Source organism: Rhizobium sp. Root149, assembly GCF_001427345.1.
Classification (GTDB): Bacteria; Pseudomonadota; Alphaproteobacteria; order Rhizobiales; family Rhizobiaceae; genus Neorhizobium; species Neorhizobium rhizoryzae.
This window is the reverse complement of sequence record NZ_LMGD01000023.1, coordinates 373,531-389,169: the sequence shown is the minus strand read 5'-3', so window position 1 is coordinate 389,169 and position 15,639 is coordinate 373,531. Positions and strand designations below refer to the sequence as shown.

The window sequence follows — 15,639 nt, the reverse complement described above, 5'->3', positions numbered from 1 at the left end:
TGCGACGCAGGATTGATAAAAATGAACCCAAAGCAAAAGTCGCAGCATGCTTCAAACTTCAAAATGGCCAGTCTCTTTGCCGGTCTCTACGCCGCCCAGGCCATTACTGGCAGTCTGGTGCAGACCGGCTTGCCGACTGTTCTTCGAGAAAGCGGCACGGCGCTGGACAAGCTTGGGCTACTTTCGCTGATTTTCCTCCCGTGGGCCTGCAAATTTCTGTGGGCACCGGTCGTTGATCGCTATGGCGTAACCAGACTTGGGCACCGCCGCCCCTGGCTGCTTGCCTGCCAGGCGCTGATTGCCATCAGTTTCCTCGCCATGGCATGGTTTACTCCGCAGGATCATTTCGAGGCCCTGCTGGCTGTGCTGCTGGCCATCGCCTTTTTTGCGGCCACGCAGGACATCGCAACCGATGCCCTGGCTGTCGAGGCGGTCAACGAGGAGCGTCGAGGGCTGGTGAGTGCTGCCAGCGTCTTTGGCGGCTATTTCGGTTTTCTGCTGGGCGTGGGTGCCTGGTTGCCTGTTTATGCCGCCTTTGGCTGGTCTGCTTCCATGATTTTCATGGCGACTCTTGTTGTCATCATGACCTTACCGGCAATTGTCGCTGGCCCGACCGAAAGGCTCCTCCAGAAGGATCAGTCTCAGTTGCGCCCGGGATTACGGGCAGCTTTCGCCAGCGCCAGCCTGCGCCACGGCCTTCTTTTCCTGCTTGTTTATCAGGCGGGGTTGCGTCTGGGCATGAGCCTGATCGGCCCCTATCTCATCGATGCCGGTCTGGATCTGGCGCAGATTGGCTGGTTGAAAGGTGTCGGTGGCGCCCTGGCTGGCCTCGGTGCCGCCGTGCTGGCAAGTGTTTTCCTGCGGCGCCTCGGGGGGCGCGCGCTTGTCGCGGCAGCCCTTCTGAACGGGAGTGTTTTTACCGCTCTGGGGGTTTGTGCCACCTTTGGCTCGGCCTCCAGCCCGGTCATCGGGGCGCTTGTTCTTTTGCAGGCGGCGGCTGCGGCCTTCAGCATGATGGCACTTTACGCCAGCATGATTGGCTGGTGCTCTCCCAATCAGGCCGGAACCGATTTCGCGCTGCTCCAAAGTGTGGACGCCATCCTTGCTATCAGTTTCTCTATCGCTGCCGGCTTCATCAGTCAGGCTGCTGGCCATCATGTGAATTTCGCAATTGCTGCTGCCCTGCTTGGCATTGCAGCCTTGTCGAGCCCGCGTCTTCTGCGCGACATCCTTCTGGCGAACCCTCGTCGCCTCATCCTCAGCAACTAGGATCAACCATGTCCAAAACAAGCCTTTTGAGCGCGACCGCATTTGCGACAATCGCCGCCCTCTCTTCCTCCAGCGCCATCGCACAGGAAAAAGCAAACGACGAGGGTATTACGCTTGAACGTGTGGTGATTACCGCCACGAAGCGTCTGCAGGATGCCTTTAGTACAGCGGGCGAGGTGGCAACGGTGGAGGCGGACGAGCTGGAGCGCCGCGGCTTCACCAGCGTTGACCAACTGGATCGGGTCTTTACCGATATCCATATCCGCCAGCGCTCAAGCCGCGCCTACAGCAACATCACTCTGCGCGGTCAGTCGTCGGTCGACTTCTACAACCCCTCCACTCAGCTCTATGTCGATGGCCTTCCGCAGGATCAAGCGCTGTTCAGCCAGATGCTGCCGGAAACGCTGGAGCGTATTGAAGTGCTCTATGGCCCTCAAGGGACGTTGTATGGCCGTGGTGCCATCGGCGGGGTGGTGAATGTTGTCACGCGCAAACCGGACGACGAATTGCGCGCAGAGGTCAATGGCACATTGACCAATCTGGGCCCCAAGGCCGGATTATATGTAAACACGCCTCTGATTGAAGATACACTCTATGGGGATCTTTCCTTCAGCGCCCTCAACGAGGAGGGCGAGATGGAGGATATGGTTACACGGGCGGAAGTCGGTGAAAGCAAGGATCGCTGGGGCCAGGTCCGCTTGCGCTATGCGCCGACAGACAGCCCGCTGGACGTGATGATCTCGGCCGGACGAACCACCAGATCGTCTGGTGAAGAGCGCTTCGTGATGGAATCCATGCTGGATGACAGAACAGCGCTACCGGTTCCTTCCCATTACAGGTTGACCAGCAACAATTTCGGGATCACCGCTTCCTATGATCTTGGCGAAGCCACGGTGACATCCCAGACCGGTTATCAAAATCGCAGCTTGGATCGCACCATTTTCGGCAGCTATACGCCGGAATGGCAAAAGACGTTCAGTCAGGAGCTTCGCCTTTCCTCCAATCCCGATGCCGGCAATGCAATAGACTATGTTGTCGGTCTCTACTATCAGGACCTCGATTTCAAGCGGAACGTACCGGCGTCCTTTTTGACCTCGCATCAGGACATTCGTTCTTCTGCTGCCTTTGGCGAAGCCACCTGGCATGCCACGGACAGGCTGGATCTGCTGGCGGGTGTCCGGTTCGATTATGAAGAGGTGAAGGCTGATACAGCGCTGGCTGGAAATGCGCGCAGCAATTCCGACAATTTCTCGGCAGTCTCGCCAAAGGCGGGCGTGAGCTACAAGATTACCGATGAACTTCTGGCCTATGGCCTTTTCAGCACCGGCTTCAAGGCGGGTGGTTTTACGCGCGCCGTCACGCCCGGCAATATCGGCTTCTCCTACGATCCGCAGCATACCTACAATTATGAAGCCGGTTTGAAGGCCTCACTCTTCGACGGAGTTCTCGAGCTCGCCTCGTCCGTCTACTTCACGAGAACGGATGATTACCAGCTTTCGGTCGGTCCTGTGCAGGGTCAATATTTGCAAAACGTGGGTGAGGTGGAAAGCAAGGGTGCCAACCTGACGGCACGCTGGCAGGCAACCGACGCTCTGCAGATCAAGAGCGGCATTGCCTATAACGATACTTATTTCAGTGCGTACCGAAATCCGTCCAATCCCGGCGTAAACCTGACCGGAAACCAGGTCCCGTATGCGCCGCGCGTAACCGCCAATCTCGGAGCCGAATATACATTCGATCTTCCTGACGATCATGGCGAGCTGATTGCGAGGGCCGGTATGACCTACATCGGCAAGACCTATTTCAATGAGGCCAATACGCTGGGGCAGAAAGAATATGCCCTCTTCGATGCCGGGCTGACATGGAAAAAGAACGAGGCGGTCGCTGCCGAATTCTTCATCGACAACATCGCTGACGAAACTTATTCGGTGTACGGCTTCAATGCCGGACCATCCTTCGGAAATGTCTATCAGCTTGGCAAGGGGCGAACCTTCGGTGGTCGCCTGAGCATCAAGTTTTGAACCTGGCGGGGCAGAGCATGCGTGTGCTGATTTCAGGTGCCGGTCCTGCCGGCTTGACGTTGGCCGCGTGCCTGCTGCGCCAAGGAATAACGCCGGTCGTGGTCGAGAAGGCCGAAGCCGTCCGTGAGGCGGGCTACGCGGTCGGCATTCACGTCAACGGCTGGAACGTGGCAGAACGGTTGGGGATCATTGAAAGCCTTCGTGCAAATGCTCTGGATCTAGGCCGGTCAGAGTATCGCAATCTCCATGATACCCCGCTTTTCCGCTATGATTACAAGCATTTTTCCGCCGCAGCCGATGGCAAGATGCTGGCCATCATGCGTGATGCATTGGTGCGGGTTCTGCATGAGCATCTTGATGGACGGCTTGGCGTCCGTTTCGCAACGCAGATCGACGCCATGACCGAGGCGGACAACTGCCTTTCCGTGCGCTTCTCCAATGGTGAGGTTGAGGATTTCGATCTGGTTGTGGCTGCGGATGGCTATCGCAGCCGGGTAAGGCATCTCTGGTTCGGCCCGCATGAGATGTTTTTGCGCCCGCTTGGCTATCGCGCCGCCGCATGGCGGTTGCCGGATGGCCCAGCCATGGATTCGAGCTTCGTCGGGTTCATGGATGTCGATCGGCAGGCGGGGCTTTACCGCGTCGGTGACGGTACGGCTGCTACCCTTTTCTGCTGGCGTGATGAAGAGACTGGTCGTGTCGCCGCTGAAGATCGCCAGCGCAATCTTCAAGATATATTTGGAAGCTGGCCCAGTATGATTTCCGCAACTCTTGATCAGGAGATCGACTGGAACAACTGCTTTTTCGATACGATTGCGCAGGTCGAGGTTCCAGACTGGTCGCGAGGCCGTGTCGTGCTTCTGGGCGACGCGGCTCATTGCATGACATTTCTGTCGGGTCAGGGAACGTCGACTGCCATGGCCGGTGCCTATATTCTCGCAGAGGAGCTAGCAGCAAAGCCGGTTTCCGAAGCACTTGCCAGTTACGAAGCGCGTCTCAAACCGCTGACACTTGCACTTCAGGCACAATCCAAGAAGATTGGTGGGCACTATGTGCCGCGCAGCCGCCTTGGAATTCTTGTCCAGTCATGGCTTATTCCGATCATGATGCGTCCGCCTTTTGCGCGGCTAACCGTCAAGAAAATGCTGGCCAAGGCGTTGCCGCTGGATGACACGGCTTCATGAGGTTGGGTTTCCGTAATCCAGAACCTTGGTGTAAGGATCATTCATAAGCACTGACGTAATAGGCGCAGGTGGAGATAAGTTGGTCGGCTGAGCATGCCATTCATCGTATCGCCAAACTCGTCTGTTGTCTCGGTTCCGGCCCAATGAATGGGTCCCAATTATGAGGAAATAACTTGCATCTGAATCTCAAGTTATCGGTTGCGTGGTCGCGGGTGCCGATCTAGAAAGGGCACAACGACGGCGACTAACGGATGTTTTGAGTGCCAAATGCCCCTGATGCATTTCCAATGGCGAAAGGTGCTTCATCGAGTAGATGATCTTGCCCTCCCGACAGCTTTGCAACACTCGTGGGGGAGGCAGATGGCTTGCCTACCTTTTTGAACGCGATTTTTACCGCCCACCGGCGCTCCCTTCTCTGGACCGTCATGCGTATAGTGCGCGACCCGCAGACGGCGGAAGACCTGGCGCAGGAGACTTATCTGCGCGCTCACAAGGCGGTTGAAAGCGGACGTGTCGAGCATATCGAAGGCTTTCTCCACCAGACGGCCCGCAATCTGGCGCTGGACCATCTGCGGCGCCGTAGGACACGGGCGGGCGCTGAAGTGCAGGGGCTGGACGAGCATTTGCTTGCTGGGATCTCGGCTGATATCCCCTCTATAGAACAGGCTTTGATCGAGAAGCAGACGTTCGGCGTGTTTCAGACGGCGCTTGCAGCGCTGCCGGAGCGCGCTCAGGCGGTGTTGGTGCTCAGCCGCATCGAAGAGTGGTCAAATGTCCGTATTGCCGAACATCTCGGCATTTCGGAACGCACGGTTTTCAACGACCTGAAACTTGCCATGGCCCATTGCCGGGACGCGATGGCGCGTCTCGACCGGAAATAAGGAACACAATGGCGCGTTTCTTGATCCTCCGACTCCGTCCGGTTGCCGCGACAACGGCTCTGCTTTGCTATCTTCAAGAGAATTTTTCCGGGTTTGTCGTACTCGTGCGTCAAAGTAACAGGACCCTGCAAACACGTTTCGATCGGATTGCCTGAGTGGGACACCAGAACGCACACGACACGGATGGGACGAGCAGCGGATTTACCTCCGCAGATCCGGTAGCGGAACAGGCGCTCGACTGGTTTGTCCGGCTACGAAACAGCGAGCCGGATGCTGCGACGTATGCGGCGTTCCAGGCATGGCTGGCAGAAGATCCCCGGCATGACGCAGAGTTCCGCAGTCTCGAGACCCTGTGGAACTCCAGGTCTTTCAGCGATGCGGTGAAAACGCTGCCGGTGGATCGGCGCGCGCTGTTGCGGCCGAAGACACGTCGCTGGCCGCTGCACGCCGCAGCGCTTGCAGCCTCGGTTCTGATTGCCGTCGGCGTCTGGCAATATTCGGCGCTCACGATTGCCATTCAGGCAGACTTTGAGACTGCAACCGGCCGCCAGACCACGGTTCGTCTGCCGGACGGCTCGATGATGATGCTGAACACCGACACGGCCGTAGCGACAGACTTTGAGGGCGGCCGACGTCACATCCGCCTGCTGCGAGGCGAAGCTTTCTTCGATGTCGTGCATGATCCTGCCCGTCCCTTTACCGTCAGCGGTCATTATGGTGAGGTGCAGGTTCTGGGTACGGCCTTCTCCGTCAGAACCGGTGATGACGAAGATCAGGTGGTGCTGGAGCGCGGCCGTGTTCAGGTTCTCTGTCTGTGTGATGGCAAGGGCATGGGTAAGGCCGAGCTTGTCCCAGGTGAAGCGGTTAGCATCACGGCATCCGCCGTTTCGCCCGTGCGTGCGACCGACCCATCGGCTACACTTGCCTGGCGGGAGGGACGCATCATCTTTGAAAACGCCAGCCTCGGCGCCGTTCTTGAAGAATTGCGCCGCTACCACCGCGGACCCATCGTGGTGGCAGATGAGCGGGTGAATAGACTAGTGGTCACGGGCAATTACCGTCTCGACAATGTCGAGGGCGCGCTGCGGACGCTTGCCGATGCGGCCGGTGTCGGTTTCTACCGGATTCCCGGCGGCATCATAATCCTTCGCTAAATATTCAACTTTTTTTGCCGGTTTACAAACCGTGCTGCGTCCTTGCTGACAGAAGGGCTGGCGCATGACGCGCATCTGTCCTGGGGTCTTGTTGAGAGGGTTTGGACGAGCATGGTTTCGGGGAAAAATTCACGCGTCTACATGGTTGCCTACGAGCGCCGCCGTCAAAGGACAAATGTGCTTCTGGCGTCCAGCATTCTCGCCTGCATCGCGGGACTTCTTCCGGCTGCCGCCCATGCGCAGGCGCGGGTTGTCGCAAGCGCCGCGGAAACCGGCAGCTTCCAGATTCCCGCCCAGCCGCTTTCTGCTGCCATTAACACCTTCATCCGTCAGAGCGGCTGGCAGATCAGCTACTCCTCGGCGCTCGCCGTTGGCAAGACCTCGACCGCCGTCTCCGGCAGCCTCACGCCATCGGCAGCGTTGCAGCGGCTCGTGCAGGGAACCGGCCTCACGGTGCGGATCAGCGGACCGGGCTCGGCCGCTCTCGTCAATCTGCAGGCGGCGGATGCGGGTGGTATTGCGGCTGGCGGAACGACCGTGCTCGATCCGATTCTGGTTACAGGGGAGAGTAACGGCGTGGATACATTCGTCCCCTCCCATTCGATTGGTGCGCTTAAGACCAGCGCTCAGCTGATTGAAGTTCCACAATCGGTATCGGTCGTGGGTCGCAAACAACTTGACGCGCAAAATGCGCAGAGTGTTTCTGAGGCGCTTCGTTATGTTCCGGGTGTCGCCATCGAAACCTACGGACCCGATCCCAAGGGCTATGACTGGATCATGATGCGTGGCTTCAATGCCCAGGCCACGAGTTCCTATCTTGATGGCTTGCGGCAGGTGTCCAGCAGCTACAGCTTTTTTCGGACCGATCCATACGCGCTGGATAGTGTGGAGGTGTTGCGCGGCCCATCCTCGGCGCTTTACGGCCAAAGTGATGCCGGCGGCATCGTCAACAAGACCTCCAAGAAGCCGACGGAAGACAATGTGCGGCAGATCGAGCTTCAGTACGGAAGCCATGACCGCAAGCAGGTAGCCTTCGATATCGGCGGCACGGTCAATGAGGACAAGAGCATTCTTTACCGCGTGATCGGTGTCGCCAGGAACGCCAACACCCAGTTCGAGTATTCCAACGGTGCTGACATCGTCGACGACCGGCTAATGATTCAGCCGGCCGTAACCTGGAAGCCCGACGAGGACACCACGCTGACGGTGACCGGTCAGGCGCTGAAGGATAAGAGCGGCGGCACGATCATGCTCTTCACGCCGACGAACATTCTCCTAGGCGACCCCAATTTCAACCAGAGTACCCAGGAGCAACAGAGCATCGGTTATGAGTTCGAACATCGCTTTGATGAGACCTGGACCTTCCGCCAGAACGCGCGCTACGGACATGTTGACTTCACACTCGACAACCTTTTTTTGTCCGGCCTTGGAGCATCGGGCCTCAGCCGTATAGCGCGACATTTTGACGAAAGCTTCGATACCTTCACGATAGACAATCAGGCCTTGGCCGAATTCGACACGGGAGCGCTCTCACATCAGGCGCTGTTCGGCATCGACTATAGTTGGTCTGATGCTGACGTTCGGCGTTTTCAGGGATCCGCTCCATCGCTGAACCCCTATGCACCGGTCTATGGTGTCACCGTTCCGGCGCCTACAGCACCGATGATCAGCTATACGGAGCGCTACAGCCAGACAGGCATCTACGCCCAGGATCAGATCAAGTTTGGCAATGGCTTCGTCGCAACTCTGGGGGGGCGGTATGACTGGCTTGATCTGGACACCCACAATCGCCTGACAGGTGCAGATACCAAGATTGATGTCGGCCGCTTTTCCGGTCGCGCTGGCCTCAGTTACGTCTCCTCGATTGGTGTTGCGCCCTATGTCAGCTATTCCCAATCCTTCGTCCCGAACAGCGGGGTTGATGAAAAGGGAAATACCTTCGATCCATCCAACGGTCGGCAGTGGGAAGTCGGCGTGAAATATCAGCCTAGCGGCTTCGAGGGGCTCTTCACGATCGCATATTTCGATATCGAGAAGACGAATGTCCTCAACTATCTCTCGAATGGCTTTGCCGTGGCAACGGGCGAGATCGCGTCGCGCGGTCTGGAACTGGAAGGCAAGGTCAGCCTCGGCGGCGGCTGGGATTTTGTCGGTTCCTACACATACACCGATGCGGAGATCACGCGCGATGCGACCGGCAATGTCGGGAAACGCCCGATGCTCGTGCCTGAACAGCAGGCCGCGGCCTGGTTGAACTACACGTTCGAGACGGGGCTTCTGGAAGGCGCATCGATTGGGGCCGGGGTTCGTTATGTCGGCAAGGTCTACGGCAACAATGCCAATACTTTTTCAGTGCCCAGCAGGACGCTGGTAGACCTTGGCGCAAGTTACCGGATCAACGAGCATGCTAAGGTCTCCCTGAATGCGACAAACCTGTTCGACAAGAAGTACTTTTCGACCTGCGAGGCGAGCTACTCCTGCTACCAGGGCGATCGGCGTGCCGTTATCGGCAAGCTGACCGTCGAATTTTGAGATTGAGGAAGGCGCGGCCAAAAGGTCGCGCCTCCACGAATGTCATGATGAACAGACGCGTTTTCATCACCGGCAGCCTTGCCGCTCTTCTGCCTCCTATGCCGGTTCTGGCCGAGGTCGAAAGGCGCATTGCCGCCGTCGATTGGGCTGCCGCCGAGTCTCTTCTTGCCTTGGGGGTCACGCCGCTCGCCGTTGCTGATACAGGCTACTACAACCAACGCATGCCGCAAGTCCTGCCCGGCGCGACCGTCGACATCGGGCCCTTCTGGGAAGTCAACCTGGAACTGCTGGACAGGCTCCGCCCGGACCTCATTCTCATTGGCGTTGCAAGCCTGTTCATGACGCCGCGCCTGAACGAGATCGCGCCTGTCGAGGTCGTCGAAGATATGAGGGGCGAAATTGCCTATGGGCGGGCGGCAGCCATTCTCCGCCAGTGCGGACGTGCTGCGGGCCTTCCGTCCAGTCACGTCGAGGCCATCCTGTCCAACATAGAGCAGCGAATGCAGAGCCTTGCCGCCAGCGTTCAGCGAGTGCGCCCGGTTTGCATTTTGTTGCCGGATCAAAGCGGTAGCCGCGCCATGGTCTACGGCAATGGCAGCATGCCCGGGTCCGTGGTCACCCGTCTGGGTTTACGAAATGCGTGGCAGGGACCAACCAATGCCAATGGTTTCATTCAGGTCGGGCTCGATCAGCTGATGCCGCTGAAAGATTGTGTCTTCATGCAGATCGAGATCCCGTCACTTGCTCCGCAGACGAACAGGGCGCTAAGCGACAGCCAGCTCTGGCATCGGCTTCCCGCGGTTCGTGAAGGACGTGTGGTGCGCATGCAGCAATTCTATCCGTTCGGGGGATGTCTTTCGACGCTTCATCTTGCCGAAGCGCTGGCGCGCGCGCTTCAAGTCCCCTTCGGAGCAGGTACACCATGAGCATCACCCTTGCCGGACGGGGTCCAACGCGTGGCTTCGTCCTGATTTGCCTCCTGGCTTTGTCGGCTCTTGCTCTTGCCGTGCTGGCCATCATCCAGGTCAAAGAACCGGCCATACTCTTCTACGCGACGTTGCCGCGCATTGTTGCCGCGCTGGTTTCCGGCTGCCTCCTGGGGTTGGCAGGCGGCGTGTTCCAGAGAACCTTCGACAATCCGCTTGCCGAACCGTTCCTCCTCGGCATTTCCGGAGGAGCGGCGCTCTTCCTCGCCGCATCGCTGGTCTTCGCCCCGGCTTTATGGTCGCACGGATATCAGATCGTGGCACTCGCCGGAGCGCTGACTGCTGTTGCGATTGCTTTCGCTGTTGCCTGGGGGCCGTACCTTTCGTCCCAGACACTGGTGCTGGCCGGGGTGATGATCAATCTCTTCTGCAACGCTGCCTATGCCGGCCTTGTTCTTTTCAATCATGATTTTCTCAGCAATCTCCTGACTTGGCAGGCCGGTTCGCTGCAGCAGAGTGGCTGGGGGCCGTCGCTTCGTCTGGCGGTGCTTGCAGTTCTTTCTCTCGGTCCGCTTCTTCTGCTGGAGCGACCGCTACGGTTGCTTTCCCTCGGTGATGGTGCGGCAGCGAGCCTCGGTCTTTCCGTGCGCACGGTGAAGCTGATCCTGCTTCTCATCGCTTCGCTGCTGGCCGCGTCCGTCACAGCAGAGTTCGGCCAGATCGGTCTCGTGGGGCTGGCCGCCCCGGCGCTTGCGCGCGCGATCTGGCGCGAGGCCCAGGCGGGACTGGTCCGCTGCGGGGTTACGGGAGCCCTTCTTCTGCTGCTGACCGACCAGGTAATGCGTTTGCTCTCCAGTTGGTTGGGCGATCTGCCGGTCGGGGCGGCTGCAGGGCTCCTGGCGGGACCATTGCTAATTTTTCTCGCGCGAAGGGCGCCGCTCAACGCCTCGAAGCCGTTCACGTTCGCATTTGCGGCACGCGGCCATGGGAACGTTAAGCAGCTCATGATCCTGGCCATGCTTCTACTGGCTGCATTTGCGCTCGCGTCATTCCTGGGGCGCGGACCGGAAGGATGGTCACTGGCGGGTCGGGACGATCTGGCTCTGGTCTGGCGTTGGCGTCTTCCGCCGCTCCTGGCCGCAAGCGGCGCCGGCCTATGCCTCGCTGTGGCGGGTTTCATCTTGCAGCGCTTGCTGCGCAATTCCCTTGCCAGCCCCGATCTTCTTGGCATCAGCCACGGCGCAGGCCTTGCTCTTGCCGTCGCCTTCGTCATTCTGCCGACGCTCGGGGTTGCAACGAAACTGGCGATCACCTCTCTAGGCGCCATTGCCGCCCTGTTGGTCGTGACACTGCTCGGGCTTCGAGCGCGCTTTGAACCCACGCGCATGCTGCTGCTCGGCGTCGGCCTCGCAAGTATGGCGAACGCAATGCTCGTGATCGCGCTTGCCGGCGGCGGACAAAGAGGTGCAGCACTCCTCGGATGGTTTTCCGGCATGACCGCAGGCGTGGATCTTGGCACGTCAGTCGCTGCAGGCCTGATGGGCTTTGCGGGGCTTCTCGCATGTCTTTCGCTCCATCGGCAGATAGACCTGATAACGCTGGGTGATGCAGCAGCCACGGGTTTCGGTCTGAGTGTGGCCGTGGTGCGTGCGGCCGGCATCGCTCTAGCCGCGATTCTGACGGCTGCCGGTACCATGGTTGTCGGTCCAATCAGCTTTATCGGCCTGATGGTGCCTCATGCAGCCGCGGCCCTGGGTTTTCGCAAGGCAGCAGGGGCAAGCCTTGCCAGCGGTCTCATCGGCGCATTGCTGATGACGCTCGCGGAGTGGCTGAGCCGTAATCTCGTCTGGCCCTGGGCGCTTTCGCCGAGCCTGTTGGCCGCGCTCGTCGCCGGACCCTGGTTCCTCTGGCAACTGCGCCGTCAGCAGAGACACTGAGCAGATAGCCCTTGTCATTGCAAACCCTTCCATTCCAGCGATAGCAGGAGAGATATTCCCATGCCGCTTCCAGACCCAGTCCCCGCACAGATGGCGCCGAAGTTCTCCTTGCAGGGAGTTTCCTTCAGTGTTACCGGCCGCACGATCCTGCAGCCGCTGGATCTGGACCTTCCGGCAGGCAAAACGATCGGTCTCATCGGACACAACGGCTCAGGCAAATCCACTCTGGTCCGACTGCTGGCCCGGCAGATCAGGCCCAGCACCGGACACATTCTGTTTGATGGACGCCGGCTGGAAACCTGGTCGAACCGCGAATTCGCCAGGCACCTTGCTTACCTCCCACAACAGACGCCGGTGCCCGCGGGAACCAGCGTCCGCGAGCTCGTCAAGTTCGGACGTTATCCCTGGCATGGTCCTCTTGGCGCTTTTGGCAGGCTGGATGAAGAAAAGGTGGAGGAAGCACTCGACCTCACGCAAACGACGACGCTTGCGGAGCGTTCCGTCGAAACGCTGTCCGGGGGCGAACAGCAGCGCGCCTGGATCGCCGCACTCATCGCACAGGATACGAAATGTCTCCTGCTCGACGAACCCATTTCGGCACTCGACATTGCGCACCAGATCGCGGTGCTCGATCTCGTCCAGACGCTCACCAGGGTGAGGGGGCTCTCCATCGTCATGGTTCTCCACGATATCAACATGGCGAGCCGCTACTGTGATGAGATCATTGCGCTCCGGGAGGGTAGCCTCATCGCCAGAGGATCGCCACGTGAGGTTATGACGCCCGATAACCTCAAGCGCATTTACGGGGTGAATTTCACCATCCACCACCCAACTGAAGGCGGTCGACCGTCAGCACTGCTTTGTTGAACAGTTGGGGGTGCGCGTTCGTAATCGGACATTTATTGCAATAAGCGCACGCTGAATCAGGACGCAGGTGCGGCACTTGTTCGTTCGAATGGCATCGAATTTATCCTTCGTAGGTGGATCCACGGTCTGAGCCATACCGGCCCGCTTCTTGGGACTATACAACCTCACATACGGTCGCCGCTCTTTTGCAGGCCGTTCAGATGATTATCAGGGTGGTCAGTCCGGGCTATGTTCTGTCGGGCTTGATGTCGACCGGCAGTTTCGTCGGTATCCTACTTCTGGTCGGCGTCTTCTTCCGGCCGCTCGACAAGATCACCGCTGTCGTCGAGCCCTATATGCGCGGCAGCGCCGGCTTCCTCCGCCATCTCGAGCAGCTGGCGACCGAATCGGAGATCACCGACAGCCCGGATGCTTGCACCGTCTCGACCTTGCGTAACGAGATCCGTCCCAACGATCTCACCTTTGCCTTCACGCCCGGTCGTCCCCGTGCAGCACGATATCTCCCCGCATGTGCAGCTTTTGTTGGCGAATCCGGTTTCGGCGAATTGACGCTGCTCTCGCTCTAGCCGCGTTTCTACGTGCCGAAACCCGGCACGATCCGCAATACGGACTGGATGGTCGTTATGCAGCAGGGCCGCATGGTCGAGGTCGGAACGCATGCCGAACTGCTGGAGCGTGAAGGCCCTTACGCAAAGCTCGCGGCTTGATGGACCAGGGCAGGCCATCACAGCCGCGAGCTCTACTTCAACTCCAATAGGCCGCCACCATGAATTGACTCTTTGCCAACCTGAGACCAGTCAGATGGCTGCGAGCCTCGCGCGCCCGTTCGGCATCAGCTGCGAACCAGACATAGCCATCTTCCGGTACTGACGCGGATTTGAGCGCCTGAACGAGATCATCGGTTCGGAAGACCCTGCTATCGTTAGCCAACGCGCCGAGATCTTCATCACTGCTCGCCAGGACCGCAGAGACCTTGCCTTCTGCAAGCGCCAGCATGCGGGCGATGGCCGGCTGAGCCGTCTCGTCCCCGTATAGCAGCAGCACTGGCGCTGACGGGCACCAGCCACCCCCTGGACCCATGACGCCGACCGTCTCGCCGACGGGGTTCCTATCCATCCAGTGGCAGGTGGGGCTGCCGTCATGATGGAAGATGTCGAAGTCCAGCCAGTCCTCCTCCTGTGCCGCGACGGTGTAGACAGGCCTGTGGATCTTCTCTTCTGGCCAGATTATGCGGCCTGTGCGGGAGATTCGCGGCCATTCTGGCGTTCTAGGATCACTAGGCAGAAGCAGCCGGAAATGAAGGCTGCCGGTGGCAAACCGAGATGCCTCCTCGCCGGTCAGCCGCACCCGAGTAAAGCCGGGAGAGCGGCGCGTCACGGAATGTACATGCATCAACGAAAGCCCCGGTGCCAATGCGCCTTCGTTGATTTCATCCCAGGTGATGGTAAGGCCATTGTCCTCAAAGATCTCAGCAAGATTGCTCTGTAGCGTCAGCAAGAAGCGTCGATCCGAGCTCTCCAGCTCGACCGTACAATTCTCATTGAGACGACGGAACACTGCGGTGCTGCTCCAGATCGAGAAACGCTTCTCGGTATCATCACCCGCGATTGTAATGCCGAGTCTTTTTGAATGCTGGTCAAGGAGCGCGAAGGCTGGTGTTGTTTGGCCCTTGATCGAGCCGGTCAAACGATGTGTCATGGATATTCCAGATTATGATGCCCTCCAATTCCAATGAAGATGATAATCATAGTCAAGTATAATCGCTCTTCGGGCCATAGCTCCGGCCTTATTTTCCCATCGCGATGAGTCATTGCCGCTGCGAGATCCCCAGTCCACTTGTCATCAATGCCATAAAGCGTCTCAGCTACCGTTGTGCGCCCTGAAGTGAACCGCGCCGGGTTTGCCGGAGGCTCCAACTTCTGAGAGAATGGAGCCGATATGAGCGCCCAGCGAACGAGCGAGTTCAGCTGCGTTGAGAAGACCAGACTGGTGATGTGCCAGTATGGTCCAGAAACGCCTCAGCGTCTCGGCAGGAATGCGTGGCCCGAGAAGCGGAAAATCTCGTTCGAGATAGGTGCGAGTGAAATCTTGTCGCCAGCGCATACCTCCACGGTCGCTGGAAGCGAGGAAACTATTGGGAAAACCACCCCGTAGCCAAAGTCTCTCGAGTGCATCTGCCGGCACTTCCAATCCGTCGACAGGTTGCATTTCAAGATAGGCAATGCGGCCAGCGAGCGTTTCTCCAGATTGTTTGAGGAGATCGATCGAAGCTGAGCCAAGTAGCAGGAACTGGCCGGCGCGCCGTCCGGCGCGGCGGTTGCGATCGATCAAGCCCCGCAGGATCTCGAATACGTTTGGCAGGCGATGCACTTCGTCAAGGATCACCAGCTTGTCTTCATGGCTTGCAAGATAAAGCTCCGGTTCCGACAGTTTGGCCCGATCTGCTTCCGATTCGAGGTCGAGATAAATGGACGGTCGGGTTTCGCCAATGTCGGGTTTCGCCAATATTGAGTGCTAACGTCGTTTTACCGACCTGACGAAAGCCCAATAGCGCAACCGCAGGGCTTTCGTTGACCAAGTTCAACGGTTCGGCTTCAATTCTTCGCCCAATCCATCCTTTCAATTGTGAAGTAAGGTTCCGGAATTGCAAGGATGATTTTAGCTATGTAATGAGGCGCGCGGCCCGACTTCCCTCCATTTTTTGGGAGATTCTTGGGTTTTTCTTGCTCTGGGACCAAACCTTGGACCGCCGGGAATTAGAGTTTCCGGCTCTGATCACGATGGCTGGCTGGTAGCGCCACCGGGATTATGCAGTGCGATCGACAAAACCCCATACGATACGATAAGGGCTCCGTTTGCTCGCTCTTG

Annotated in this window: 13 protein-coding genes; 11 read left to right on the top strand and 2 right to left on the bottom strand. The window is 58.6% G+C overall.

The genetic code is table 11. The annotated features are described in order from the left end of the window. Nucleotides 1-21: 21 nt before the first annotated feature. From ASD54_RS21690 to ASD54_RS27475, 11 genes are all read left to right on the top strand, one after another. Nucleotides 22-1,269: an MFS transporter gene (locus ASD54_RS21690; protein WP_062556641.1), complete on the top strand. Its 1,248-nt coding sequence runs from the start codon at nucleotides 22-24 to the stop codon at nucleotides 1,267-1,269. An 8-nt stretch (nucleotides 1,270-1,277) separates the two neighbouring features. Then, nucleotides 1,278-3,290, top strand: coding sequence for a TonB-dependent receptor (locus tag ASD54_RS21685; protein ID WP_062556640.1), 2,013 nt, complete (start codon nucleotides 1,278-1,280; stop codon nucleotides 3,288-3,290). A 17-nt stretch (nucleotides 3,291-3,307) separates the two neighbouring features. Beyond that, nucleotides 3,308-4,474 carry an FAD-dependent monooxygenase gene (locus ASD54_RS21680; RefSeq protein WP_062556907.1) on the top strand — a complete coding sequence of 389 codons (1,167 nt, stop codon included), beginning with the start codon at nucleotides 3,308-3,310 and terminating at the stop codon, nucleotides 4,472-4,474. Nucleotides 4,475-4,839: 365 nt separating this feature from the next. Then, nucleotides 4,840-5,355: a sigma-70 family RNA polymerase sigma factor gene (locus ASD54_RS21675; RefSeq protein ID WP_200958477.1), complete on the top strand. Its 516-nt coding sequence runs from the start codon at nucleotides 4,840-4,842 to the stop codon at nucleotides 5,353-5,355. A 155-nt stretch (nucleotides 5,356-5,510) separates the two neighbouring features. Beyond that, nucleotides 5,511-6,509: a FecR family protein gene (locus ASD54_RS21670; protein WP_062556639.1), complete on the top strand. Its 999-nt coding sequence runs from the start codon at nucleotides 5,511-5,513 to the stop codon at nucleotides 6,507-6,509. Between the two features lie 111 nt (nucleotides 6,510-6,620). After that, a complete protein-coding gene (locus tag ASD54_RS21665) occupies nucleotides 6,621-9,041 on the top strand; it encodes a TonB-dependent siderophore receptor (RefSeq protein ID WP_062556638.1) in 2,421 nt (806 codons plus the stop codon). Between the two features lie 47 nt (nucleotides 9,042-9,088). After that, entirely contained in the window at nucleotides 9,089-9,967 is an 879-nt protein-coding gene (locus ASD54_RS21660; RefSeq protein ID WP_244484818.1) for an ABC transporter substrate-binding protein, read from the top strand. Next, nucleotides 9,964-11,904 carry a Fe(3+)-hydroxamate ABC transporter permease FhuB gene (fhuB, locus tag ASD54_RS21655; RefSeq protein WP_062556636.1) on the top strand — a complete coding sequence of 647 codons (1,941 nt, stop codon included), beginning with the start codon at nucleotides 9,964-9,966 and terminating at the stop codon, nucleotides 11,902-11,904. The genes ASD54_RS21660 and fhuB overlap by 4 nt, the downstream gene beginning before the upstream one ends. A 60-nt stretch (nucleotides 11,905-11,964) precedes the next feature. Then, the gene (locus ASD54_RS21650) at nucleotides 11,965-12,771 is read left to right on the top strand and encodes an ATP-binding cassette domain-containing protein (protein WP_062556635.1); all 807 of its coding nucleotides are present in this window, start codon (nucleotides 11,965-11,967) and stop codon (nucleotides 12,769-12,771) included. A gap of 200 nt (nucleotides 12,772-12,971) precedes the next feature. After that, on the top strand, nucleotides 12,972-13,337 hold the full coding sequence (locus ASD54_RS21645; RefSeq protein ID WP_062556634.1) for an ABC transporter ATP-binding protein: 366 nt from the start codon (nucleotides 12,972-12,974) through the stop codon (nucleotides 13,335-13,337). Between the two features lie 12 nt (nucleotides 13,338-13,349). Next, complete coding sequence (locus ASD54_RS27475; protein WP_280139221.1) at nucleotides 13,350-13,478, top strand: hypothetical protein; 129 nt, start codon at nucleotides 13,350-13,352, stop codon at nucleotides 13,476-13,478. A 37-nt stretch (nucleotides 13,479-13,515) separates the two neighbouring features. On the opposite strand, the gene ASD54_RS21640 is transcribed toward ASD54_RS27475, so the two are convergent. Together ASD54_RS21640 and ASD54_RS21635 are read right to left on the bottom strand one after the other, a co-directional pair. Next, nucleotides 13,516-14,469, bottom strand: coding sequence for a siderophore-interacting protein (locus ASD54_RS21640; RefSeq protein WP_062556633.1), 954 nt, complete (start codon nucleotides 14,467-14,469; stop codon nucleotides 13,516-13,518). 162 nt (nucleotides 14,470-14,631) lie between these two features. Further along, nucleotides 14,632-15,276, bottom strand: coding sequence for an AAA family ATPase (locus ASD54_RS21635; protein ID WP_244484817.1), 645 nt, complete (start codon nucleotides 15,274-15,276; stop codon nucleotides 14,632-14,634). Between the last annotated feature and the right edge of the window lie 363 nt (nucleotides 15,277-15,639).